21 protein-coding genes are annotated in these 24,249 nt (G+C 38.3%); all 21 read left to right on the top strand.

Annotated elements, in window-relative coordinates; genetic code table 11:
- The first annotated feature begins 241 nt into the window (after positions 1-241).
- The 21 genes from hydA to AB1349_06825 all read left to right on the top strand — a co-directional run bounded on the left by hydA (position 242) and on the right by AB1349_06825 (position 24,011).
- Entirely contained in the window at positions 242-1,639 is a 1,398-nt protein-coding gene (hydA, locus tag AB1349_06925; protein ID MEW6557070.1) for a dihydropyrimidinase, read from the top strand.
- A gap of 15 nt (positions 1,640-1,654) precedes the next feature.
- The gene (locus tag AB1349_06920; GenBank protein MEW6557069.1) at positions 1,655-1,858 is read left to right on the top strand and encodes a hypothetical protein; all 204 of its coding nucleotides are present in this window, start codon (positions 1,655-1,657) and stop codon (positions 1,856-1,858) included.
- Between the two features lie 102 nt (positions 1,859-1,960).
- The gene (locus AB1349_06915; protein MEW6557068.1) at positions 1,961-3,280 is read left to right on the top strand and encodes an aspartate aminotransferase family protein; all 1,320 of its coding nucleotides are present in this window, start codon (positions 1,961-1,963) and stop codon (positions 3,278-3,280) included.
- Positions 3,281-3,384: 104 nt separating this feature from the next.
- Complete coding sequence (locus AB1349_06910) at positions 3,385-5,013, top strand: FecR family protein (protein MEW6557067.1); 1,629 nt, start codon at positions 3,385-3,387, stop codon at positions 5,011-5,013.
- Between the two features lie 145 nt (positions 5,014-5,158).
- Positions 5,159-6,373 (top strand): hypothetical protein, encoded by a 1,215-nt coding sequence (locus AB1349_06905; GenBank protein ID MEW6557066.1) that lies wholly within the window; start codon positions 5,159-5,161, stop codon positions 6,371-6,373.
- 78 nt (positions 6,374-6,451) lie between these two features.
- A complete protein-coding gene (locus AB1349_06900) occupies positions 6,452-12,340 on the top strand; it encodes a carboxypeptidase regulatory-like domain-containing protein (protein MEW6557065.1) in 5,889 nt (1,962 codons plus the stop codon).
- Positions 12,341-12,528: 188 nt separating this feature from the next.
- Entirely contained in the window at positions 12,529-13,491 is a 963-nt protein-coding gene (locus AB1349_06895; protein ID MEW6557064.1) for a PorV/PorQ family protein, read from the top strand.
- Between the two features lie 64 nt (positions 13,492-13,555).
- The gene (locus tag AB1349_06890; GenBank protein MEW6557063.1) at positions 13,556-13,909 is read left to right on the top strand and encodes a hypothetical protein; all 354 of its coding nucleotides are present in this window, start codon (positions 13,556-13,558) and stop codon (positions 13,907-13,909) included.
- Between the two features lie 65 nt (positions 13,910-13,974).
- On the top strand, positions 13,975-14,139 hold the full coding sequence (locus AB1349_06885) for a hypothetical protein (GenBank protein MEW6557062.1): 165 nt from the start codon (positions 13,975-13,977) through the stop codon (positions 14,137-14,139).
- A 142-nt stretch (positions 14,140-14,281) separates the two neighbouring features.
- Positions 14,282-15,325, top strand: a complete 1,044-nt coding sequence (locus tag AB1349_06880) for an ornithine carbamoyltransferase (protein ID MEW6557061.1) — start codon at positions 14,282-14,284, stop codon at positions 15,323-15,325.
- 114 nt (positions 15,326-15,439) lie between these two features.
- The gene (arcC, locus tag AB1349_06875) at positions 15,440-16,384 is read left to right on the top strand and encodes a carbamate kinase (GenBank protein ID MEW6557060.1); all 945 of its coding nucleotides are present in this window, start codon (positions 15,440-15,442) and stop codon (positions 16,382-16,384) included.
- Between the two features lie 98 nt (positions 16,385-16,482).
- Positions 16,483-16,866, top strand: coding sequence for a GxxExxY protein (locus AB1349_06870; protein MEW6557059.1), 384 nt, complete (start codon positions 16,483-16,485; stop codon positions 16,864-16,866).
- A gap of 21 nt (positions 16,867-16,887) precedes the next feature.
- Positions 16,888-18,054, top strand: a complete 1,167-nt coding sequence (locus AB1349_06865) for a DNA adenine methylase (GenBank protein ID MEW6557058.1) — start codon at positions 16,888-16,890, stop codon at positions 18,052-18,054.
- 8 nt (positions 18,055-18,062) lie between these two features.
- The gene (thrC, locus tag AB1349_06860; protein ID MEW6557057.1) at positions 18,063-19,376 is read left to right on the top strand and encodes a threonine synthase; all 1,314 of its coding nucleotides are present in this window, start codon (positions 18,063-18,065) and stop codon (positions 19,374-19,376) included.
- Between the two features lie 39 nt (positions 19,377-19,415).
- Positions 19,416-20,396 carry an ornithine carbamoyltransferase gene (argF, locus tag AB1349_06855; protein MEW6557056.1) on the top strand — a complete coding sequence of 327 codons (981 nt, stop codon included), beginning with the start codon at positions 19,416-19,418 and terminating at the stop codon, positions 20,394-20,396.
- A 15-nt stretch (positions 20,397-20,411) separates the two neighbouring features.
- Positions 20,412-21,086, top strand: coding sequence for an endonuclease III domain-containing protein (locus AB1349_06850; GenBank protein ID MEW6557055.1), 675 nt, complete (start codon positions 20,412-20,414; stop codon positions 21,084-21,086).
- Positions 21,055-21,327 carry a hypothetical protein gene (locus tag AB1349_06845; GenBank protein MEW6557054.1) on the top strand — a complete coding sequence of 91 codons (273 nt, stop codon included), beginning with the start codon at positions 21,055-21,057 and terminating at the stop codon, positions 21,325-21,327. The genes AB1349_06850 and AB1349_06845 overlap by 32 nt, the downstream gene beginning before the upstream one ends.
- Positions 21,278-21,607 (top strand): divalent-cation tolerance protein CutA, encoded by a 330-nt coding sequence (gene cutA / locus AB1349_06840; protein MEW6557053.1) that lies wholly within the window; start codon positions 21,278-21,280, stop codon positions 21,605-21,607. The genes AB1349_06845 and cutA overlap by 50 nt, the downstream gene beginning before the upstream one ends.
- Positions 21,604-22,608: an AmmeMemoRadiSam system radical SAM enzyme gene (amrS, locus tag AB1349_06835; protein ID MEW6557052.1), complete on the top strand. Its 1,005-nt coding sequence runs from the start codon at positions 21,604-21,606 to the stop codon at positions 22,606-22,608. The genes cutA and amrS overlap by 4 nt, the downstream gene beginning before the upstream one ends.
- 158 nt (positions 22,609-22,766) lie before the next feature.
- Positions 22,767-23,072 (top strand): hypothetical protein, encoded by a 306-nt coding sequence (locus tag AB1349_06830; protein MEW6557051.1) that lies wholly within the window; start codon positions 22,767-22,769, stop codon positions 23,070-23,072.
- Positions 23,073-23,156: 84 nt separating this feature from the next.
- On the top strand, positions 23,157-24,011 hold the full coding sequence (locus AB1349_06825) for a transporter (GenBank protein ID MEW6557050.1): 855 nt from the start codon (positions 23,157-23,159) through the stop codon (positions 24,009-24,011).
- The last annotated feature ends 238 nt before the right edge of the window (positions 24,012-24,249 follow it).

The following is a 24,249-nucleotide window of genomic DNA, read 5'->3' as shown; positions in this document are numbered from 1 at the left end:
CGAATGGCTGGAGAAAATAAAACAATCTCCTTCGCGTCCCGACGGAAATCGGGACAGGCCTTATGTGGTTTTTATTTCCCCAGCCCAAGCGTTCAAAAAATGGAGGTGTATCTTGAAGTTCGGGGTTATTAACACAATTCACAGTATTAACAAAAAGAAAAAAGTAGCAAAAAAGAAAAACTGTGATGATGATGACTTTCTTACTCATTTCAACACCCTAACTTCATAATACAAGGCGATTATGGATTTGGTTATTAAAAATGGTAAGGTTGTGACAGCGGAAAAGACAGTTGTTGCGGATGTTGGTATTGAGAACGGGAAGATTGTAAAAATAGGTAAAATCAACGAGCCACGAGCCACGAGCCACGAGCCACGAGTTGTTGATGCAAAAAATAAACTCGTATTTCCGGGCGGAATAGATATGCATGTCCATTTCAATCTATTTTTCTGCGGGACATATTCTGAAAACTGGGATACCGCAACCGCTGCTGCCGCCTGCGGTGGTGTGACAACAATCATTGATTATGCTATTCAGCAGAAAGGGAAATCATTAAAAGAAGCGGTTGATTTGCGGCTTAAAGATGCCGACGGGAAAACCTGTATTGACTATTCGCTACACGGTGGAATTACCGATTGGAACGAGCAGACAAAACAAGAAATGAATGATTTAACAATAAATGGCGGTATTCCGTCTTTCAAGATGTTTATGATATACAGGTCTCAGGGTTGGATGGCAGATGATGGGATTTTGTTTTCAGCACTTGAAGAAACGACAAAAACCGGTTCAATAATTATGCTTCATGCAGAAAGTGCGGTTATACTTGATTTACTGATTGAACGATACCATACCGACGAGCTGATGAAAAAATACGGTGCCTACTGTCATACATTATCCCGTCCTTGCTATACCGAGTATGAAGCGGTTCAACGCGCTGCGATGTGGGCGAAGGTTACCGGCGGCCGGGTCTACATTGTTCACACATCAACCTCCGAGAGTGCAGAGATTATTGCAAAAGCAAAAAAAGAAGGCGTAAAAATCTGGCATGAGACCTGTCCCCAGTATCTACTTTTGACAGACGATGTTTATAAAAAAGAGAACGGACATTACTATGCCTGTTGTCCGCAGATGAAAAAGAAACATGATGCCCAGGGACTTCTCAGGGCAGTAAAATCAGGAACAACCGATATTATTTCAACGGATACCTGCACATTTAATACCCAGCAAAAAAATATGTGGAATGGTGACTTTACAAAAATTCCTTACGGGCTTCCGGGTGTTGAAACAATGGTTCCGACAATGTTCACATTTCTGGTTGGTAAAAATAAATTATCACTGAATAAATTTGTGGCACTGACAAGCACAAATCCGGCAAAACTGTTCGGGCTTTATCCTCAAAAAGGAACAATAAAAGTCGGAAGCGATGCTGATATTGTAATTTTTGACCCGAATAAAAAGGTTACAATTGATTACAAAAATTTGTCAACAAAATGCGACTGGTCTCCGTTTCAGGGAATGAAACTTACAGGTTATCCAAAGATAACAATCTCGCGTGGAGAAGTTATTGCAGAAGACGGCAAATTTATCGGTAAGGTTGGCCGCGGGAAATTCTTAAGAAGAAATCCCGGTGGCAAAATTTGAACACGAGGAGGTGCGATGGTTGGGTACTGGTTGGTGGTGATACTGCTGGCGATACTGTTGGCGATGGATTTGGTAACTGCGGTAAGGGAATTCAAGATAAAAAAGAACACAGGCGCTTTTATTGGTAGAATTATTCTTCTGATAGCACTGCTGCTTGTGATAATAAATTCGCTTGCTAAAGTTATTGAAATAGGTATCGAAATCCCGTTTATACCTTAAACAAAGGAGGCAGTAAGAAAAGGTGGCTATGTGGCTAAGTGGTTAGTGGTTTGCAAAAACCTAATCACTTAGTCACTTAATCACTTAATCACTGAAGTTAAAATGGCAGAAAAAAAATTGGAAGTTTCAGAGATTCAAGAGAAACGAGAAAAGTATTTGATGCCGGCGTATCTGACTTATTTTAAGGAGCCGGTAAATATCGTTAAAGGCGAAATGCAGTATCTTTATGACGATAAAGGCAAAAAGTATCTGGATGCGTTTTCAGCAGTTGTAACAATTTCCGTCGGGCACTGCCATCCGGATATAGTGCCTGAAGTGCAAAAACAGAATGCTACTTTGCAACATTGTACAACACTGTATTATACAGAATCATTGGTAAAACTGGCAGAGAAACTGGCTGAAATCACACCCGGGAATTTGCAGAAATCGTTTTTTACTAACTCTGGAACAGAAGCGACTGAAATGGCTGCTGTTGTTACAAAGAATTATACAAAACGACACGAATTTATCGCACTCCGACATGCATTCCACGGTAGAACGCTTATGTCAATGACGCTTTCCGGTCAATCACTATGGCGGCATTCTGTGCCATATGTTTTTGGTGTCCAGCATGCGCCCGCTGCATATTGTTATCGTTGTCCGATGGGTTTAACTTATCCTGCGTGTGATATGAGATGTGCATTTGAAGTTGAAGAAATTATTAAGTATTCTACTTCAGGCAGAATTGCAGGACTTATCGCAGAACCACTTGCTGGGTTTGGTGGTGTGATTCATCCGCCGAAAGAATACTTCAAAATTGTCGCGGATATCGTCCATAAATACGGCGGGCTTTTAATTATTGACGAAGTCCAAACAGGTTTCGGCAGAACTGGCGAGAAATGGTTCGGGATTGAGCACTGGGATGTTGTGCCTGATATAATCACTATGGCAAAGGGTATGGGCAACGGTATTCCTATTGGTGGAATAATCACAACCGCAGAAATTGCAGAATGCCATCGCGGGCTTATACATTTCTCAACATATGGCGGGAACCCTGTTTCAACCACTCAGGCACGGCTTGTGATTGAGACAATAGAAAAACGGGATTACAGAAAAAATACGAAGGTTATTGGTGATTATCTGAAAGAAAAATTTTTAGGATTACAAGAAAAACACAAAATTATCGGCGAAGTTCGTGGTATGGGCTTGATGCTCGGGATTGAACTTGTGAAGGATAGAATTACAAAAGAGCCTGCTGCAAAAGAGATGCTAATGCTGATGGATTTATGTAAAGACCGTGGGCTTTTTATCGGGAAAGGTGCGATGGCTGGTAATGTTATAAGAATAAAACCACCGTTCTGTATAGATAAAAACGATGCGGATTTTATCGTCACAGTTTTGGACGAGACATTAGGTATCGTAGAGAAAGAATCAAATATTTAGCAGTATCGGGTGTGCCAAGAAATTAGGTTAAAAACCGTAGTGGCAATTCACCCTGCACCTGTGCACAGATGCAGGGTTCATGAACTACTACAATGGGGGCGTGTATGAAAAAGATTTTATCAGTGTTAATTAGTGTATTGTTTTTATCAGCGGACATCAGCGGTCTTTATGCAGAGGCAAAAATTGATTCTATTTCTGGCGATGTAACTGTTAACACTATCGCTGCACTCGTCGGGCAGCAGTTAAACATAAATGATGTAATAAAAACAGCAGCAGAATCAAATTCCGTGATTATGATAAATGACCACAAGGTTACTGTTTCTGAAAAAACAGAAATAACAATCTCAGAACTTACAGAAGAGACTTCGTTGGTAGAAATCTTGGTAGGTAAACTTCGTGCGGTTGTTAAAGAACTTAAAGCGAAACAGAAATTTGAGATAAAAACACCAACAGCGATCTGTGCGGTAAGAGGAACGGAGTTTATGGTTGAAGTTTTTGCTGATGGAAAGACTGTGATTGAGGTCTATGAAGGGCTTGTTGGTGCAAGAAATATTCAGGGGATTGGTGACGAGGTTGCTATCTATGGGAACCAGAAGACAGAGGTGCTGCTGAATCAAGCACCTTCTCGGCCTGAAAGTATAATAAGAGAAGCACCTGCTGAAAAAGTAAAAATTGATAAATCCGAAATAAAAAAAGAGGTTGGGCTCCTGATGACAAAAGAGCAGGTTCAATCAGCTGCAGCGGAAGAACTCCGACTTGCGGAATATCAAGAAGGTAAAACGCTTATTGATGTTTATGGTAAACGAATTCGTCTTGAGGAATACATTATGCGGCCTGCGAAAGACCAGTTCAAACTTGTGGTATTAAACGATCGTGAGGATAGGTTTGATTATTTTTATTACAAAGGGGAATTCAACAAAGATTTACCAGACGACTTAAGTGTTGCATTAAAAGATATGAACGGTAAACTCGGCGATACTGCCCCGGATTATTATCTCACCGAATATGAAAAAGTATTTTCCAACACTCAGGACTCAGCCAAAGATACTGCTACCGGTGGCCATCTTGTAAAAATTACATACAACATAGACGGTACATTCACGCTTACTGATAGTGTTTCTGCTACAAATACAAAAACGGTGAATGCTGCGGATACAACTAACGGTGCTTACGAGCCTGTTTCAGATACATTTGATACAACGAAAACAACTGCTTTGGATTTAGCTACCTACAACACTGAGAATGATAAATTTGAAACTTTCTCTGCAGGACAGACATTCTGGAAGACAAGATTTAATACCTACGAGCATACGATAAATGATATAAAGAAACAGTTTTATCTACGAACTGATACAACAAAAAATGTTCTCGTCGCAGATCTGGACGGGAATTGGATTTATCCTGCGAAAGATCCAACCGGTAAAACGGTTTACGGTGAATGGGGCGTGGCGAAAACGGACTCCTCATATCCTGATGGTGATATTTTTCATAACAGGATAAGAATCACATATCTTGACGATACTTTTGAACAGTATGATAGTTACATAATTTCAGATGATGGCAAGATAGCAAATTTTTCAGATTTTAATAATATAACTACGGGGACTGATTACAAAAAAGAACTTCTGAAATGGAACTACCAGCAGGTTTTAACCGCGACAGAATTTGGAGAAAGAAAAATTGATCTGGTGGTTGAACCAAAAATATTTATCAAATCCGGACTCATAAGATAACATTACCAAACTTTTCTACGAAACTTTAGTTTCGGTTAAGTCCGTTTAAACTGACGCTAAAGCGTCGTAGAAAAAAGGGCGGGCGGTTTAAACCAGATGAAACCCACACTGAAGTGTGGTAGAAATAAAAGGAGCGTATTCCCAAATGAAAGAAATTAAAAAAATATGGGTTTTGGTTTTTCTACTCACTACTTCCTACTCTCTACTTTCTGCTATTGAGGTCATTCCTGTATGTGATTTTCAGCTTTTAAGTGGTCAGTATTTTTATAACAGTGAGATGAGTAATCTGTCAGGTAATCTGTTTTTTAATATAACCCCGGCTGTAAAATTCAGCGATAAATTGTCTATACTTCCTGGTTTTACCTCTTCCTACAAAGCAACAAAACAGACGGAAGACCTCGCGGGCGGTGGAACACTTTTTCAGGATGTGCTTGATAATACTGTTTCTACAAGGTTTATCTATAAACCGCTGGGATTCATTAAAACAAAAATTTTGTCAAGTTACAAACTTCAATACCGACGTGAAACAAGAGACGAAAAATTTGGTACCGGGCTTTTTGATTATAACAAACTCTCAAACGGGTTTGAGGCGGAATTGTCATTTCTTAAAAATTATTCTATACGGCTTGGTGGTGACTACTACACGCTTATATTCCCGAATTATAACTCATTGGAATCACAGCAGACAGCGGATTTAAGAAGAGAACTTGTTGGCGATAAAGTACTTAACTCAAATAATCTCTCAGGAACTTTCGGTAGTACCACGAAACTGCCACTTGATATAAAACTTGACCTCGGTTACATTTACACGCTGAGAAACTACACTGACCAAACGATTGTTCTTCAATCCGGGCTTTTATCAACCGAAAAAAGAGAAGATATAATGTATCTTGGGACTCTCTCTATCCTGGCACCTGTTATAAAAAAAGATACCTTCAAAATAATAGCATCTTATGACGATATTTTCACCACAAATGATTCAAACCAGAACCATTACGATGCCCGAAAAACAACTTTTGTTGAAGATTATTATGATTACCAAAGCAATTATTTTGCACCAGCAGTCACTTTTTTATTAGGTAAAAAGCCATATGCGATAACGGTTTCATATGGATTGGAAAAAAAAGGTTATAAAAACAGACCTGTTCAAGATAAAAACGGAACTTACGATTTAACGTGCAATATCTGGTCGGAAACACAATTCGGAACTGTTTCTTTTATCTATCCAATTTCTGAGGGGTTTAAGTTAAAAGCACAAACAACATATCTATGGGAGCGCTCAAATATGGCTTATCAAGAACTTTTTACATATATATATGATTCCGCAAATTATCTTTTAGGCTTCAGTTACGAATACTAAAAAAAACGCAGAATAGACGCGGAACAAAAACGCGAAACAGGCGCGAAACAGATTATCATATGCGAGTCGGAGGTGTGTATGTTAAAAAGATGGATAGTAAAAGGCAAATGGACAGATAGAAAGATGGAAAGATGGCTAGATGGAAAGTGGAACCTAACAATCTTTCCATTTATTATCTATCTTTCTATCTCTCTATCTCTCTATCTATCTACCTGCCTTTATGGTGCAAGTGGTGAAGGTAGTTTAACAGTTTCGCCGGATGCGTTCACTGTAGGTAGTTGTTTACCCGGCGGGACAACATTTACATTCACAGTTGGGCCGAGTAGTATTACAGTCGGCGGACAAGTGCTTATTGCTATTCCAGGAGATTGGCCGCTGCAATCTATTGATGAATCAGGCAATGGCTATGTTTCTATAAACACAGTTACAACGGATGCAGAGGCAGTAGAATTTTCAGTAACGACTGATACTTCAACTTCAAATATCCTTGTTGAAGTTACCGCAGGGACTGTAAATCCTGGTCAACAGATTTATATAAACTACAAAAACTTTCAGGTTCCATACTGTGCGCAACAAAATATTAAACTACCTATTTTTTCTTGTTCTGATTCAGAAAGTAAGTTAGGTGAGATTTCAGCATTACCAATTGTTAACATAAATCCTGGACTACCCGAATACATAAGTTTTGAAAATTATGGGCTTACAATAAAAAAAGATACCGCATCACCTACAATAAAACTTACAGTACGGGATATCTACTGGAATATAACCAAAGCAACTGCAACAATCACTGTCTCACTTACAGGTAGGTTCTATAACAGTATATCTGGAAACTATGAAACTGATACTACTGCAAAATTTTCTACTACTGCAGATTTTTTGTCAGAAGTAACATCTATTGTGGTTCCCGTAGATTCTTCAGAAGCAATATTTTACTATAAAACTTCTAAAACCGGCTCTGTAACCACAGAAATTTCTTATTACCTGAATTATGAAAAAATCAATTCTTTATGGCTAAATGTTATAGAAACCGGGATAAGTAATGCAAAAATACATACTGGCGATTTCGCAAATATAACACAGATAACAATCACACCTGATGGTGACAATATCAACGACCGCGCATATATTGATTTCACTCTACCTGAGAATCTCTCCTGGCAGGTAATAATAGCTACCTCTACTGATTTTGCGTTACCTTTATGGACTTACTATGGTTCTGGAGTGCCCTTACCAGGACAGGTTACCTGGGAAGGCTGGTTATCATATTACGACCATCAGTTGAATTACTGGAGATATGAAAAAGCACCGAATGGAACATATAAAATAAGAATCCAGGTTTCAGGTGCTGGTATTGTTGATGACACTTTATCTGTTACTGTGCAAACATTAGAAATCTCAGGTAGGGTTATTGATGAAGGTGGTGTAGGTATTTCAGGTGTTTGGGTGAACGCCTGGGGCCCTTCGTGTTCATATACTCAAACAGATACAAACGGGTATTACAAAGTTTCAGGATTACGTTCTGGTAAATACAATTTAAACTTTTACAAGTACGGCTATCCGAGTAAAAATCTATCAAATATAGATGCAGGTTCTACCGTTGCAGATGTTAAACTTGAAAAACCGGGAATATTAAAAATCAACGCTACCCGTACTCTTTCTGCTACTGCGGTTGATCCTGAGAACTGGGGTGGTATAAATGTTTATGGTCCAGCTGGTTATTACTGGGGAACATTACATTTCGCTGAAGAAGTCAGTATTTCCGATAACGGTATATGGTCAACAGATATTTCAAAGAATTATTTAATTAACAATGGTACAGATACTATCGGTGGTAAATGGACAGTAATTTTTGTTGCACCCGGAACATATGATTTAAGAGCAGACCTCTGGGGTTATGGTTATATAGAAAAGAAGGGAATTTCTATTTCTGCAGGTCAAATAACAGAAATTACAGATATAAGTTTCGTCCGAAAGAAATCTATCACTGGTGTTATTAGATTAAGTGAGCCATCCGCTGAAACTTGGGGAACTTGGGTTTCGGTTGAAGCGATTCCTTCAGGCTATAGTTATGGTACTGCCTGGGGTGGTTGTAATATCCCTCAAGGGGCTACTACCGGGAATTATACCATTTTCGGTGTAGAAGCCGGGAATTATACATTAAAAGCATTCGCACCGGGATATAAAAAAGGGACTACAACAGTTACAATTCTTACTACGGATGATACTGTTACTGCAGCTGAGATTGTTTTAACAACCGGTGGTCAACTTACAGGAACAGTTACTGTTATAGGTGATACTACAGACCCAGCACTTGGCTTCTCTGCCCCTTATACTCTATACCTGAACGCCTGGTCGCCTGAAAGTTATTCTTATGGCTGGACACAGGTTCAGATTGCTCAACACCCTACATCCGCAGATTCAAATTTTACAATCCGTGGGTTAGAAGATGGTACATATTTTGTTTCTTCGTACCTTCAAGGGTTTGAATTAGATAATTCTTTAGGTTTCTGTGGAACAAAAGCAACCGTTTCTAATGGTACAGGGTCAGTCGATTTAATCTTCCGGCGGTATTCTGGTAGAGTTACTGCAAAATTTATCGTTCCTGGAAATGATTACACCAATTTGAGAGTTAATTTTAATGCTCCTGGATGTAGTTTAAATGATATTTCTATACCTGATGGTAGTTTTACAAGTCCACCAGTTGGTTCAGGATATTGCAGCATAGAAGGTATTTATTTACTTTCTGGAATGCAAAAAAGTAAATCAGTAATGGCGGTGAATGGTCAAACAAGAGATGCTGGTAGTATTGATTTAACCGGGGAGACATATTCTGTTTCCGGGGAAGTAAAAATAGATACCAAAAATCCGCCTCCAAAACCGTTTGATGACTTATCTATAATTGTTTCTTCAGCAGCTGCTGTAAGTGCATACAACCCTGCAAGGGTTTATATTGAGGGTTCCGGTGGTAGTATTAAGGGTACAGCAGTTGACGGTGGCAGCAGCAGCGGGAAATCGTTCAATATCGGTCCTTCAGGAACATTCACACTCTCTGGTTTAGAACCCGGTGTACATACCCTTGTATTCCCGTCTTTAGAACTGGATGGGAACTGGGATAATGGTAAAGAGATTTATGAACAACGGCAACGAATAGTTGTAGATAAAGATATTACAGGTATTGAAATAGAACTTTCAGGTGGGTATTCAGTCTCCGGTAGTGTTTATCTGCCTGAAGGTGAGCCAGCAGTAACAAGGGAATTTCGGTTAGAAGTCAGAAAAGGATGGAACTATCTAACCGGCGTAAGAGTAAACTTCTTGAATAGCAACTCTGCAAGTTATGAGGTAAAGAACCTGCCACCCGGTGAATACACATTTTCAATAAATGATTGGGGTTACTGGGATAGTACTGCACAGATCTACCGACCGAAACAGTATGCCTCAGCATCAGTAAATGTAACTGTTGAAGGTAGTAATGTTTCCGGTAAAGATTTACGACTAAAAAAAGGTGGGAATATAAAATTCAAACTTAAAGATAAAGATTCAGGAACTGTTATAACACCACAAAATGCAACCCAGATGTTGCCGTCTAATTTCTCAATAGATGCCTGTGCGAATCCCTGGGTTGAAGGTGGGTGGAGCTCACTTTCATCTATTTCAGCCACCGCAGAAGAGTTTAAAATAGAATGTCTACCGGAAACAAGTTATGATTTGATATTAAAGCAAGACAAGTATGGCTTCGGGATAATGGGTAGTGCTTATGGTGGCAGTCAGGTAAATTATGCACAAGTTACTATCTCATCAATAAAAGTGAAAGAAGCCCAGACAACAGATTTAGGGACAATAGAACTAAGGCAGGGCTTAAGTATCTCAGGAACTGTAAAAGATAAAAATGGTAACCCATTACCTAATATCCCTGTTGTTGCTAATCCGTCATTAACAAATGAATGGCAGAGTGAACTTCAAGCGGTTACAGATACAACTGGTAAATATACAATCACAGGAATAGACCCTGATATACCATATTATGATATTATTGCCTGCCCGAGAATGATAGGAGAATGTGGTTATTTCTTTGGTTTTGGCGGTATTACCTACGGTGAAAAAGTAAGACCGATGGTAAAAATAAAAGAAACAGCCGCGGTTGATTTCATCTTAGAAGAAGCATTCGGTTCTGTAAAAGGTAAGGTCATAACTGAGGATACCGGGAAACCGCCTGTATCTATTGAAGAAGATGAAATGGGTGCTATGGTATTTATGCAACTGGAAAATACAATCCCGAGAACAAACCCTATCGGCGATATTATGGCAGCGGTTGAGTTTGATGGCTCCTTCAAGATAGAAGCCTTACCGAAAGGAACCTATAACTTGCTTGTTGTAGTACCCGGATATTCGTCGGTATCTAAAACCGTAACTGTAGAAGATAAAGAAGTAGACCTCGGGACATTAACATTAAAAGTTGGTGCTAAAATATCAGGTGAGATAAAAAAACCTGACGGGAAGAGGCCGTCTAAGGACGAACTTGATATAATTGTAGCAGCAACTGATGATATGGCAGACATACTCGTTGGTCAACTCAAGAAAACAGGGAATGAAATCACAGGATACGAATTGAGCGGTTTCCAGGCAGGTAAGTCCTACAATATATTATTTATACTTCCTGAAGGGTTTGAACTGGTGCCTGCTGTCTGCGGGTTCACTGTTGCATACAGTTCTTATGTTAACACAAATTATAACCTGGAATACAAGCCAGTAAAACCTGTTGTGTTTTCTCGTGCAACACGGGCTGGTAATAAATTTACTATATATTTTGAACTGACAAGCGCGTTAAGGAATACAATGCCTTCTGATAACGATCTATCGCAAATCATAACGATTGTTTCCGGGAATGGTGAGTTATCTGACAGATACCTTGCACCGAATAGAAAAGCGCTCAGTTGTATCTATACCGCACCGAGTTCTGAAAATAGGTTCGTGCTCAAAATAAAAGGTTATTCAAGGATAATCAATCCGGAAACAGGGACTGAGTTTGAGATAGATGAACCATTTGAGTACTATTGCGGTATCGGTGCTAAAAACAGGATTCGGATCTCTAATTTAAGAGGTGGAAAGATTACGCTTGAAGGTGATGCTTCTAATGTACAATTCCTATCAGGTGCGTTTGAGGTTACAAGTTCAACAATAACGCTTTATGTAGAGTTCACAAAAGCAGAGACCTACGAGGAATTGAAAGTAACACAATCACCAACAAAAGGTGCACCAGGTTTTGTAATCCCGAGAGGAGCACCTGCATATTCAGGTAATACTTACAAAGCCATGGAAACATTAAAAACAGTCGGTATTTCGCCATTTTCGTCATTCTATGAAATAATGCTACCAGCAGGTATCTCAAGAGTATTGAAAAAAGATGCGAAATTATCATTACAATACTCCTCCGTAACAGTTTCAGACCCAACAGAGTTGAATGTCTATTATTACGACGAACAAAACAATGTTTATCTGTTAGAAAAGAAAAACAAGACGGTTGATACCGCCGCTAATACAATCACTGTTTCTGTGAACCATGCTTCTGTATTTGTATTACTTAAATCAAACCTACAAACCATAGTAGGCAATACTTACACCGGTACAGAAGTAATCGTCTATAACTTCCCGAACCCGTTTAATCTCGTTTCAAAAACAAAAAATCTAACACACAGCAGTCAACAGATAACCACAAAAGGTACAGTAATAAAATATGCTATACCGCCAGATTATGGTAATGTTGATGTAAAAATTACGATTTACAACATTGTTGGTGAATTGATAAGAGAAATTGAAGAAGGTATAAAATCAGGCGGATATTACTATTATACCGAGTGGAATGGTGAAAACGATTACCAGAAAGAGGTCGCATCAGGTGTCTATCTCGGCAAACTTGAAGTAGGTGAGCATAAACATAAATTCTTTAAACTGGCAGTAATAAAATAGCGAGTAGTAAAGTAGGAAGTGGATGTAGCCGACGCTTCAGCCCCGACCACCCTGAATCCACGCCCATCTATGATGGGCGGGATGAAGGGTGGTCTACAAGGGGCTTCAGCGTCGGCTACCAAGGTACTGATGCGACAATCGCCAGACAAATCACAACTCGCTACTCGCTAATAAACCGGAGGTGTGTTATGTTAAAAAGTATTTGGCATTTGGTATTTAGCGTTTTGCAGTGGTTTTTACTTATCACCTTATCATCTTATCATCTGATCACCTGCCTCTACGGGTTTGCTTCCCAAAAAGACCGAGGTACCAGTGGCGCTCAGTTCCTTAAGGTAGGTGCGGGTGCACGTGCTGTTGGTATGGGTGAAGCATTCTCAGGGATTGCGGACGATGTTTCAACAATTTACTGGAATCCTTCAGGGTTAGCAAACTTAGAAAAACCAGCGTTTGAGGCGATGTACTCAAAATGGTTCCAGGATATGAACTATCAGTTCATTGCGTTTGCTTATCCAACAAGTATCGGTACATTTGGCTTATCTTTGAGTGGTTTTGATGTTGATGATATTGAAAAAAGGGAAGAAGATACCGCCGAGCCAATAAGTGAATTTGGAGCAACCGATATTGCTTACACAATTTCTTACAGCAAAAAATTGATGGAAGGATTGGCTACCGGCGTTAATATCAAGTTTATCAGCCAGGGAATTGATGACGAAGCTGCTACTGCGTTTGCCTCGGATATAGGAGCACTTTATAAAACACCAATTGCTAAACTTACAGCCGGGTTGGTTCTCCAGAATTTTGGTAGTAAGCTGAAATTTGTTGATGTTCCTGACCCGCTACCAACAAAAATCAAACTCGGGTTTGGGTATCGGCTTCTTGCTGATAAATTGACTGTTGGGTTAGATATCAACGCGCCGAATGATAACCAGATCTACGCTTCCATCGGTGCAGAATACATAAGCAAAATTGTTGCTGACCTATCCGGTTCTATCCGTGCAGGCTACAAAACAGGTCAGGAAACTGGCAACGGATTTGACTGGTTTACAACCGGGGCGGGCTTAGGTTATAAAAATTTTAATTTCAATTTCGCATGGGTTCCTTATGGCGACCTGGGCAGCACTTTCAGATATTCTCTCGTAGTGAGATTTTAAATATAATAAGATTGTTGAAAACCCCCAACAATTTTTGATTCCAGCGATAAAAATATAGATTACAATGAATCGCGTAAAACCTAAAAGGTTGTCTGCTGAAAACCGAATAACAGGTTTTGAAGAAGTTGAAAAAACATTACTACCACATCAAGCGGTTGCCGAAGCTTCAAGGTGTCTTTTTTGCCATGATGCGCCTTGTAACAAAAAATGTCCCGCAGGTATTGATATTGTAAACTTTATCCGAAAAATTAAAACAAATACTGCAGTTGGCAAAGATATTTCTGCGGAAGAACTCATTTCAAATTATGATGCTGTGTTTATTTCTGCAGGATTAATCATTCCTGTGAAACTGAACATTCCGAGCGAAGATTTGGGTGGTGTAATACAAGCCCAAGATTTCCTTGCTTCTGTTAACTAATCACCTTATCACCGTATCACCTGGTTCTGTAGCAGTACTTGGTGGTGGGAATACTGCAATAGATTGTGCGTGTTGTGCGAAACGGCTTGGAAACATTCCAAACATCAGACAACAAAATTTTTGCAGGTGGCGATATTATAAATGATGGCTTAACTGTAGTTCATGCAGTCACTGATGGTAAAAAAGCAGCAATCGGGATAAAAAACTATTTGACATCAACAACAAAATAATGTAGAATAAAATTATAGCCACAGAAGAACACAGAATTACACTGAACTTTCTTGATTCTTCTACGAAACTTAGCGGTTAGAACCGCCACTAAAGTGGCGTAGAATTTCTTGTATCCTATAAGCGAGGCAGAAAGGAGAATTTATGCCCAGAAAATCAGTAGGAAGTAACTCGTTGTATGGCAGAGATTTGATTTGTACAGAGGATTGGTCAATGGATGAACTGACAAAGTGTCTTGAACTGGCAGAGGATATGCAGAAACATCGTTATGCGCCCAAGTACACAAAACTGCTTGCGTATAAAACATTCTTTATGTTCTTTTACAACCCGAGTGTTCGGACCCGGCAATCATTTGAATGTGCTGCTACTGAACTCGGAGGCCATGCACAGTATCTTGAACCGGGCGGAATGCGTCTTAAGACAAAAAAAACAGCAGGGGAAACGGTTGAAGACGCTGCACAGGTTATGTCAAGATACGCCTGCGGTATAGGGATAAGAATACTGGAAGATAAGGTCGCCGCATATGGCGATGGCGATAATATGCTTTGCGAATATGCCAAATGGGCAGATATTCCGATTATTTCAATGGCGCATGACAAATATCATCCCTGTCAGGGTCTTGCCGATGTTATGGGATTGCGGAAACATCTCAGTGAAAACTTGAAAGGAAAAAAACTGCTTCTTTACTGGGGGCACGGTGCACTTGCAAGGAGTTGGTGCTCTGTTCAAGAAGCGGCACTTTTATATTCAAGATTCGGTATGGATGTCACGATTGCCTCACCAGAAGGTTACGATTTAGACCCTGATGTTATTTCTGCGACAAAAAAGAATTGTGCAGATAACAATCGGAAGTTTGAGATTATCCACGACCCGAAAGAAGGATACAGAGGCGCTCATGTCGTCTATTCCCGTAACTGGATGAGCCCGAATGCTTATCACGACGGTGAATTCCATAAGCAGGAAGAAATAGACAAGGCGCTTAAATATACCGATTGGATTTGCGACGCAGCGAAAATGAAACTTACCGATAACGCGCTTTATATTCATCCGATGCCGATAGACAGAGGGCATGAAGTCACCGATGAGGTAGCAAGTGGCAAACGCTCCATAATATATGATGTTGCAGAGAACCGACTTCATGTCCAGAAAGCGATAATGGCGTTGACAATGTCAGAAAAATATAAATAAACGGAGGCAGTAAGAAAAAGTGGCTATGTGGATAAGTGGTTAGTGGTTTACAAAAACCTAATCACTTAGTCACTTACCCCCGACTTAAGTCGGGGGCTAATCACTGAAGTTAAAATGGCAAAGAAAGTTGCGATTGTTGCGGTTGGTGGGAATTCTTTAATTTTGGATGAAAAACATCAGACGGTTGCTGACCAGTATCACGCAGCCTGTGAGACGATGAAACATATTGCTGAGATGATTGTTAAAGGCTGGGATGTTGTTATTACACACGGGAACGGTCCACAGGTGGGCTATATACTTGCACGCTCGGAATATTCCCGAGGGATTTTACATGAAGTTCCACTGGATTCCTGTGGTGCGGATACACAGGGTGCAATTGGTTATAATTTCCAGATGGCACTTGGAAACGAGTTCAAAAAAAGGGGGATAAATAAATCAATTGCAACAGTTGTAACACAGGTACTTGTTGACAAAGATGACCCGTCTTTCAAAAAGCCAACAAAACCAATAGGGCAATTCTATTCTGAGGAGGAAGCACATCGTCGGCAAGAAAAGGATAAATGGGATATTATGGAGGATGCAGGTCGGGGTTGGCGACGCGTTGTTGCATCGCCAGAACCAAAAGAGATTATAGAACTTGCTGCAATAAAAACACTTATTGATGCAGGTGTTGTAGTTGTTGCGGTTGGTGGTGGTGGGATTCCTGTTATTCGCGATGAGAATGAGAACTTGAAAGGTGCCGCAGCAGTTATTGATAAGGATTTAGCGTCTTCGCTTCTGGCGACAAATCTTTCCGCAGACCTGCTGTTGATTTCTACTGCGGTAGAAAAGGTCTATCTCAATTTCGGCAAACCTAACCAGAAGGCGCTTGACAAAATGACACTTTCTGAGGCAACAAAATATATTGAAGAAGGACATTTCAAACCAGGCTCAATGCTGCCTAAAGTCAAAGCAATTGTAAGATTTTTAGAAAATGGTGGGAAACAAGCGTTAATTACTGACCCTGCACATATTCCACAAGCATTAGACGGTAAAACAGGGACTTGGATTGTCCCGTAAATAGTGATGTCTATTTTTGAAGATTTTTTATTAAAATTTAAAAATGTAAGTTATTTTAAGTCTGACAGGATTTACAGGATTAACAGGAAGGAACACTTATGCAATATGAAGAGATAACAAAAGAGATTTTAAAAGCATCATTTAGAGTTCATAAAATATTGGGGTTTGGATTTCTTGAAAAAGTCTATCAAAATGCCATGGTTATTGAACTGAAGAAAAATGGTTTAAAAGTAGAATGTGAAAAACCAATAAAAGTGTATTATGATAGAGAAATTGTTGGTGAATATGAGGCAGATTTAGTAGTAGAAGATAAGGTAATAGTGGAATTGAAGGCAGTTGAAGAGTTAAATAAAAAATTTGAGGTTCAATTGGTAAACTATCTGACTGCTACAGAATTAGAAGTTGGTTTATTACTCAATTTTGGTAAAGAAAGTTTACAATACAAAAGAAAAGTTAGAACCTTAAACAAAAAATCCTGTTAATCCTGTCAAAAAAATTATTATATGGAAACAGAAGCGATAAAATATACTGGTTCAAAAAAACTGCTCATTTCACATATTTTAGAGTTAATAAGTTCCTTAAAAATAAAGACCGTATTGGATGGTTTTTCCGGTACAACTCGTATTTCTCAAGCATTGAAAAAAAGTGGTTATACGGTTTTTGCTAACGATATAGCTGTCTGGTCAAAGGTCTTTGCTGAATGTTATCTACTTAATAGAAAACTAGCAAGTTATTATTTACCGATTATTCAACATCTAAATAATCTAAAAGGTAAGTATGGATGGTTTTCTGAAAATTATGGAGGGAAAACTAACAATGGTTGTTCTATTCAGAAAGATGGAAAAAAGAGAATTTGGCAATTACATAACACGATGAAATTAGATGCTATCCGAGAAGAAATAGATAATATCGCAAAAAACAAAATTGAAAAATTCGTCTTACTTACAAGTTTAATTCTTGCAATGGATAAGGTTGACAGCACTCTTGGCCATCAGGTTTCTTATTTACGACAATGGGCACCGCGTTCTTATTCAGTTATGAAAATGGAAATACCAAAACTGATTATAGACGATAAAGAGCATCAAGTTTTTCAAGAAGATATTTTTGAGTTGATAAAAAATATAAAAGTTGATTTAGCATATTATGACCCGCCTTACGGTTCTGCTAATGAAAAAATGCCGCCTTCCCGTGTTCGGTATGCCTCTTATTATCATATTTGGAAAACAATTTGCTTAAATGATAAACCAAAACTCGTTGGCTCTGCAAATAGAAGAGAAGATGTCGGCGATACGATTAGTTCATCGGTATTTGAAGAATTCAGAAAAACAGAAAATGGAAAATACATTGTTGTTGAAGCGATAAAAAAGTTAATAGAAAATACACATTCCCAATATGTGATTCTCTCATACAGTAATGAAGGAAGAAGTACTTACGAGGAAATAATTGATATTCTTGATGAATTAAAATTAAAGTATGATGTATTGGAAATTGACTACAAAAAGAATGTGATGTCGGGCATGGTATGGACGAAAGAATGGATTAATGGTTCTGATGAAAATAATAGGAACATAGAATATCTCTTTTTTATCAATAAAACAGAGGAATATCTACCGATTAGAACAACTAAAAAACAAAAAGAATTTGACTTTCGGACTGCTGTTGCCGTGTAATAAAAATTATGAAAAATATTGTTGGATTGAAATGTATTAAATGCGGAAAAGAATATTCAGAAAAAAATGTAAAATATGTATGTTTATCCTGTGGTGGTAATTTAGATGTTATCTATAATTATTCCGAGATAAAGAAAAGATTCGCTCGTGTTACTTTAACCGCCGACGAAAATTTTTCTATCTGGCGATATTTTCAATTATTGCCTTTTCATCTACCGTTTACCGTTTACCGTTTACCGACTTTGCATATCGGCTGGACCCCACTTTATCATGCAGAAAATCTTTCCCAAAAATATGGGTTTCCAAATCTGTATCTAAAAGATGATGGAAAGAATCCATCTGCATCATTTAAAGACAGAGCAAGTGCTATAGTTGTAGTAAAAGGGCAGGAACTCCAACCGCTAACTGCTAACCGCCATCCGCCAATTTTTATAACCGCTTCTACTGGTAATGCTGGTTGTGCACTTGCCTGTGTATGTGCGAACCTGCAACTTCCCTGCGTAATTTTTGTTCCTAAGACAACACCCAAAGCAAAGATTGCACAACTTCTTTTATTTGGTGCAAAAGTAATCGCAGTTAACGGAACCTACGATGATGCTTTTGATTTATCACTTAAAGCAAGTGAGCAATTCGGATGGTATTGTCGTTCAACTGGCTACAACCCTTATACAAGAGAAGGTAAAAAAACCGCTGCACTTGAAATATGTGAGCAATTACATTGGAAAGTTCCTGACAAAGTCTTTGTGCCTGTCGGTGATGGAAATATAATTTCTGGTATATGGAAGGGGTTCAAAGATTTCCATAGTCTCGGGTTTATAGACAAATTTCCACAACTTATTGCTGTTCAATCAGAAAAATCCAATGCTATAGCAAAGGCGGTAGCCGACACTTCAGCCCAAGTGAAACGAGTGGCTTCAGTGTCGGAAATAAAAATTGAACCTGTAAAAGCAACAACAATTGCGGACTCAATCTCTGTTGATATGCCGAGAGATGGCATCGCCGCGGTAAAAGCGGTTTTAGAATCCAAGGGTTTTGCAATAGAAGTTTCTGATGATGAAATCTTAAAATCAATAAAAGAAATCGCAGAAAACGAAGGAATATTTTCAGAACCTGCTGCCGCTACAAGTTTTGCCGGTTTCAAAAAAGCAGTTAAGGAAAATAAGATAAAAGATAATGAAACCGTTGTTTGCCTTCTTACCGGCAACGGCTTAAAAGATATTGAATCCGCAATGAAAATCGCCGGCGAACCGATTCTTATTGAGCCAGAAATAGCAGAAGTAAAAAAAATACTTGACAAAAATGCAATTTTTTATTATTTTTAATATAATAGTCTAGTTGCATCTGCTATTATATATGATATTATGAAAACAAAACATCTAATCTCTATTTTGGATTTGGAAAAACAGGATATTCTTGAGATATTTGAAACAACTAAAGCGTTAAAAGAACGACCTAAACATAAAAGATATATGCCACTTGAAGGTAAAACTTTGGCGATGGTTTTTGCTAAACCGTCAACAAGAACGCGGGTTTCGTTTGAAGTCGGAATGTATCAGTTAGGCGGAACTGCGTTGTTTTTGAGCGGGCAGGATTTACAATTAAGAAGAGGTGAAACAATTGCTGATACTGCAAGAACACTTTCAAGATATGTTGATGGAATAATGATAAGGACATTTGCCCACAATGATGTTTCTGAACTTGCGAACTACGCATCTATTCCGGTTATAAACGGTCTGACTGATTTAGAACATCCCTGTCAGGCACTTGGTGATGTATTCACGATTATAGAGAACAAGGGGCGTGGGACGAGGGACGAGGGACGAGTTGAAAGCTTAAAAAATCTAAAATTTGTTTATATCGGTGATGGAAACAATGTTGCTAATTCCTTGATGCTTCTGTGTGCAGAACTTTCTATGAATTTCACAGTAATCACACCTGCTGGCTATGAGCCGGATAAAAATGTTTTTCAAAAGGCGATAGAAATTTCTAAAAGAACAAATGCAGTAATAAAACTATCAAACAATACTGAAAATGTAACAAACGCTGATATCATTTATACTGATGTCTGGGCGTCAATGGGTAAAGACGAAGAACGAGAAAAAAGGAAACAGATTTTTAAACCGTATCAAGTTAATACCCAACTTCTTACCAGAGCAAAACCTGACTGTATAGTTATGCACTGTCTTCCTGCCCACAGAGGCGAAGAGATAACCGATGAAGTTATTGATGGCAAAAATTCGGTAGTTTTTGACCAAGCAGAAAACCGGCTACATGTTCAGAAAGCGATTTTGTTACTTTTACTTGGTGAGAAAGCGGATTTTCGTCAGTTAAAACTTTTATAAAGGGAACAAATCCTGTTGCTGTATCAGATATACAAAAAGTTGCTAAAACATTTCGGACCGCAAGGCTGGTGGCCTATCGGTGGTATTTACAACCCGGCTAAAAAACATTTTTCTGACAATGAAAAGTTTGAAATAATGGTTGGAGCAATTCTTACCCAGAATACTGCGTGGAATAATGTAGAAAAAGCACTCTCCAATTTAAGAAACACAAATTTACTTGATACAGAAAAAATCTCAAAAATAAGTTTAAGAAAACTCCAAACACTAATAAAACCATCAGGTTTTTATAAACAAAAAGCATTTCGGCTTAGAAATTTCGCAAAATATATTTCCCGAACAAATGTTCGGTTTCGTGAGATTACAAGAGAAGCGCTTCTTTCTCTAAATGGTATAGGTCCTGAAACAGCGGATTCAATTTTGCTTTATGCGTTAGAGAAGCCGTATTTTGTGGTTGATGCATATACAAAAAGATTGGTAAAACGGTTAGGGATTTTAGATGGCAACGATTACGATATTGTTCAAAAATTTTTCCAGAAAAATTTACCGCAAAATATAGAAATCTACAAAGAATATCATGCGCTGATAGTCACGATTGCTAAACAATTTTGTAAAAAAATACCAGAATGTAAAAAATGCCCTGTGTTGAGTGATTGCGAATATGGAATGTCAGAAATGCAGACGAACAATTAAAAGCAGATATATTATAAAAGTCGCGTCTTACAATGCATATAACGGGCTTGATATAGACATTTTAGATTTAAGCAAAGATATTGAAAAGGAAATCAAGCAACTTATAAAACAGGCATCAAAAAAGTCGGCAAAAAAACTTTTAGATGATGTTTATACATTAGACGAATTTTCGTTATGTAAGGAGTGTAGAGATGAGTTTATCAAACAGATACGCAGTCGTTTTTGTAACCACAGCAAATAAAAAAGAAGCAGAAAAAATTGCAGATGTAGTTGTAAAAAAACGGCTTGTTGCCTGTGTGAATATCGTTGAACAGATAGAATCTATTTACTGGTGGCAGAACAAAATTGAAAAATCGTCGGAAACACTTTTGATGATGAAAACCCGATTCGTACTCGCGAAAAAACTTATCAAAAAAATAAAATCGCTCCATTCATATTCTGTCCCTGAAATAATAATGCTACCGGTATTAGACGGCAATCCTGAATATCTTAAGTGGATAAGGGAAGAGACAAAATTATGAAAGACGCATTATATTTTGAGATATATAATCAAGAAAAAAAACAGATAAAATGCAATCTATGTCCGAATTATTGTATTATTGCAGATGGTAAAACTGGTAGTTGTCGTATAAGAAAAAATATTGACGGCAAACTTTTTACGCTTACTTATAATAATTTTACTTCCGTTTCTATGGACCCGATAGAAAAAAAACCGCTCTATCACTTTTATCCGGGTAGCGAAATTTTATCGCTCGGCACGCTCGGTTGCAATTTTCACTGTCAGTTCTGCCAGAATTACGAAATCTCACAGGCAGAGTTTGATGAAACATATCTCAAAAATGTTACATCTTCTGATGCAGTTGCACTTGCCAAACAATACGGTTCAATCGGTATTTCATATACCTACAACGAGCCGCTGATAAATTACGAATGGCTGAAAGAGACAACTGCAGAGGCAAAAAAATACGGCTTAAAAAATGTGCTGGTTACAAATGGCTATATCAACGAGGAACCTTTTTACAATATAGTTGAGAGCATAGACGCAGCCAATATAGATGTGAAATCGTTTCGGGATGAATTTTACAAAAAATACTGTTCAGGCAAACTTGCACCTGTATTGCGAACCGTTGAAGTAATGGTAAAAAAGAAAAAACATGTAGAAATAACAAATCTTATTATTCCAGGATTGAATGATAAAGACGACGAAATTACTGATTTGGTTGACTGGTTATGGTCGTTAGGCGAAGAAATCCCATTACATTTTTCAAGATATTTTCCGTGTTATAAAATGACAATCAAACCGACACCGCTGCCAACGCTTGAGAAAGCAAGAAAAATCGCACTAAAAAAATTAAAACATGTTTATCTTGGTAATGTAATGGAGTTAGAATACAACAGAACCTACTGTCCGCAATGTAAAGAGGTATTGATTGAACGCAAGGGCTATAATACGCAGATTGTCGGTTTACAAAACGGACATTGCCAAAAATGCGGCTATAAAATTTTTACACTTGTTATATGATTTTATACGAGTACTTGACAAATGCTAAAAAAGATTTATAATTAAAACGGATAAAAAGACAGGTTAAAGGTTTAAATAAAAGGTTAAAAAGATGTCTAATTTTTATTTTAACCTTTGACCTTTAACCTTTAACTTGCAGTTTTTGGAGGTTGGTTTATATGGAAACAGGTATCGGGTTGGCGATTGTTGGGGTATTATTAAGTTGGGTATGGTACATTAATAACAAGAATAACAACAGGGTAATTAAAGAAACAACAGAACGAACAGAAAAACTTATTAAAGAAGTTGCAGAACGAACAGAAAAACTTATAATAGAAGAATCTAAATTAACCCGAGAAATGCTTAAAGAGTTATTTGATAAAATGGATACACGATTTGAGAAATTGGATATAAAAGCGGAAGAGCGACATAAAGAGGTCATAGAACTATTAAAGAAGGGTTTTGGTGTAGCAGGTGCACACTGAATAATGATTTTTCCATCAGCCACATATTTATAGTCGGCATAGCCGACTGGAATGGGGGGGGGTAAAAAAAGAAGGTGGGAGCAGATGAAAAAGTTGTTGACAGCATGGTTTGTGTTTGTATTTCTATCATCACTGAGTTACACCGAGCCGATACTCACAGAAGATGCCAAATGCCTTGAAAAAGGTAGTTGTGAACTTGGGCTTGGTGTTTCTTATGGTGTAGATGCATGGAAGTTTGACGAAGCAAACAGTCCTGATTACAAGATGAGTTTGCTTAAGGTAGGGATTCCTGTAAAGTATGGAGCGAGTGAAAAATTCCAACTTGGTGCTATTCTGCCATACAGGTCGTGGAAGTTTGAATCAGACCCGGATCCATACAATGTATCAGAGTCAAGTGCTGGGATTGGTCAGATAGCGGTTAATGGGAAGTTAGGTCTTTCCGAAAACTTTGCAGTTGGATTAAATGTCCAACTACCGACGGCTGATGTTGACAAAATGCTCGGTGAGGGTACAAATATTGGATTGCTTCTGATCACTACCAAAGATTTAGAGCCGTTAAAAATTTCAGGTAATCTCGGGTATCTGCTGAAAATGAAATACGAAGATGAAGATAAAACCGAGTATGACCCTGGAGATCCCATTATTGTAAGCGCCGCAGTTGAGTACCCAATGAAATCAATTTCGCTGATAGGTGAGATGCAGGCACAGATATTTGGGAAACTGAAATACACACATGAAGGTGGGAAAGAAACAGAATGGAAAGATTCTAATGGTACAACAATTGATATGCTTGTTGGTAGCCAGTACTCAAAAGATGCGTTGAAACTTAAACTCGGAATTGCTTTTGCGGTTGGAGATGAGGATTACCGTGGCGGGCTTTTCCAGTTTTACGAGTCCTGGGATTGGAAAGTAATTCTTTCTTGTGCTTACAAACTTTGAGATGTGGCAAAATTCACAAAATAATTTTGCTGGTTCAATCGTTGTATATAATAGAAAGGCAGAGAACAGAAAATCTCTGTAGGATATTTTTTAGAAAAAAGGAGGTGAGTTAAATGAGTGTGCCAAGAAAGTTCCTTAAATTCTTGTCGGTGGAAGTCCGAACTGGATAAAGGGTAGCGACCAGTCCAACACCAAATCCCACAGTTAATAAGGCAACGAACTAACTGATGCTGGGATG

Source organism: Elusimicrobiota bacterium (assembly GCA_040757695.1).
Taxonomy (GTDB): Bacteria; Elusimicrobiota; UBA8919; order UBA8919; family UBA8919; genus JBFLWK01.
Note: the sequence above shows the minus strand (reverse complement) of the source record. Positions and strands in the feature narration are given on the sequence as shown.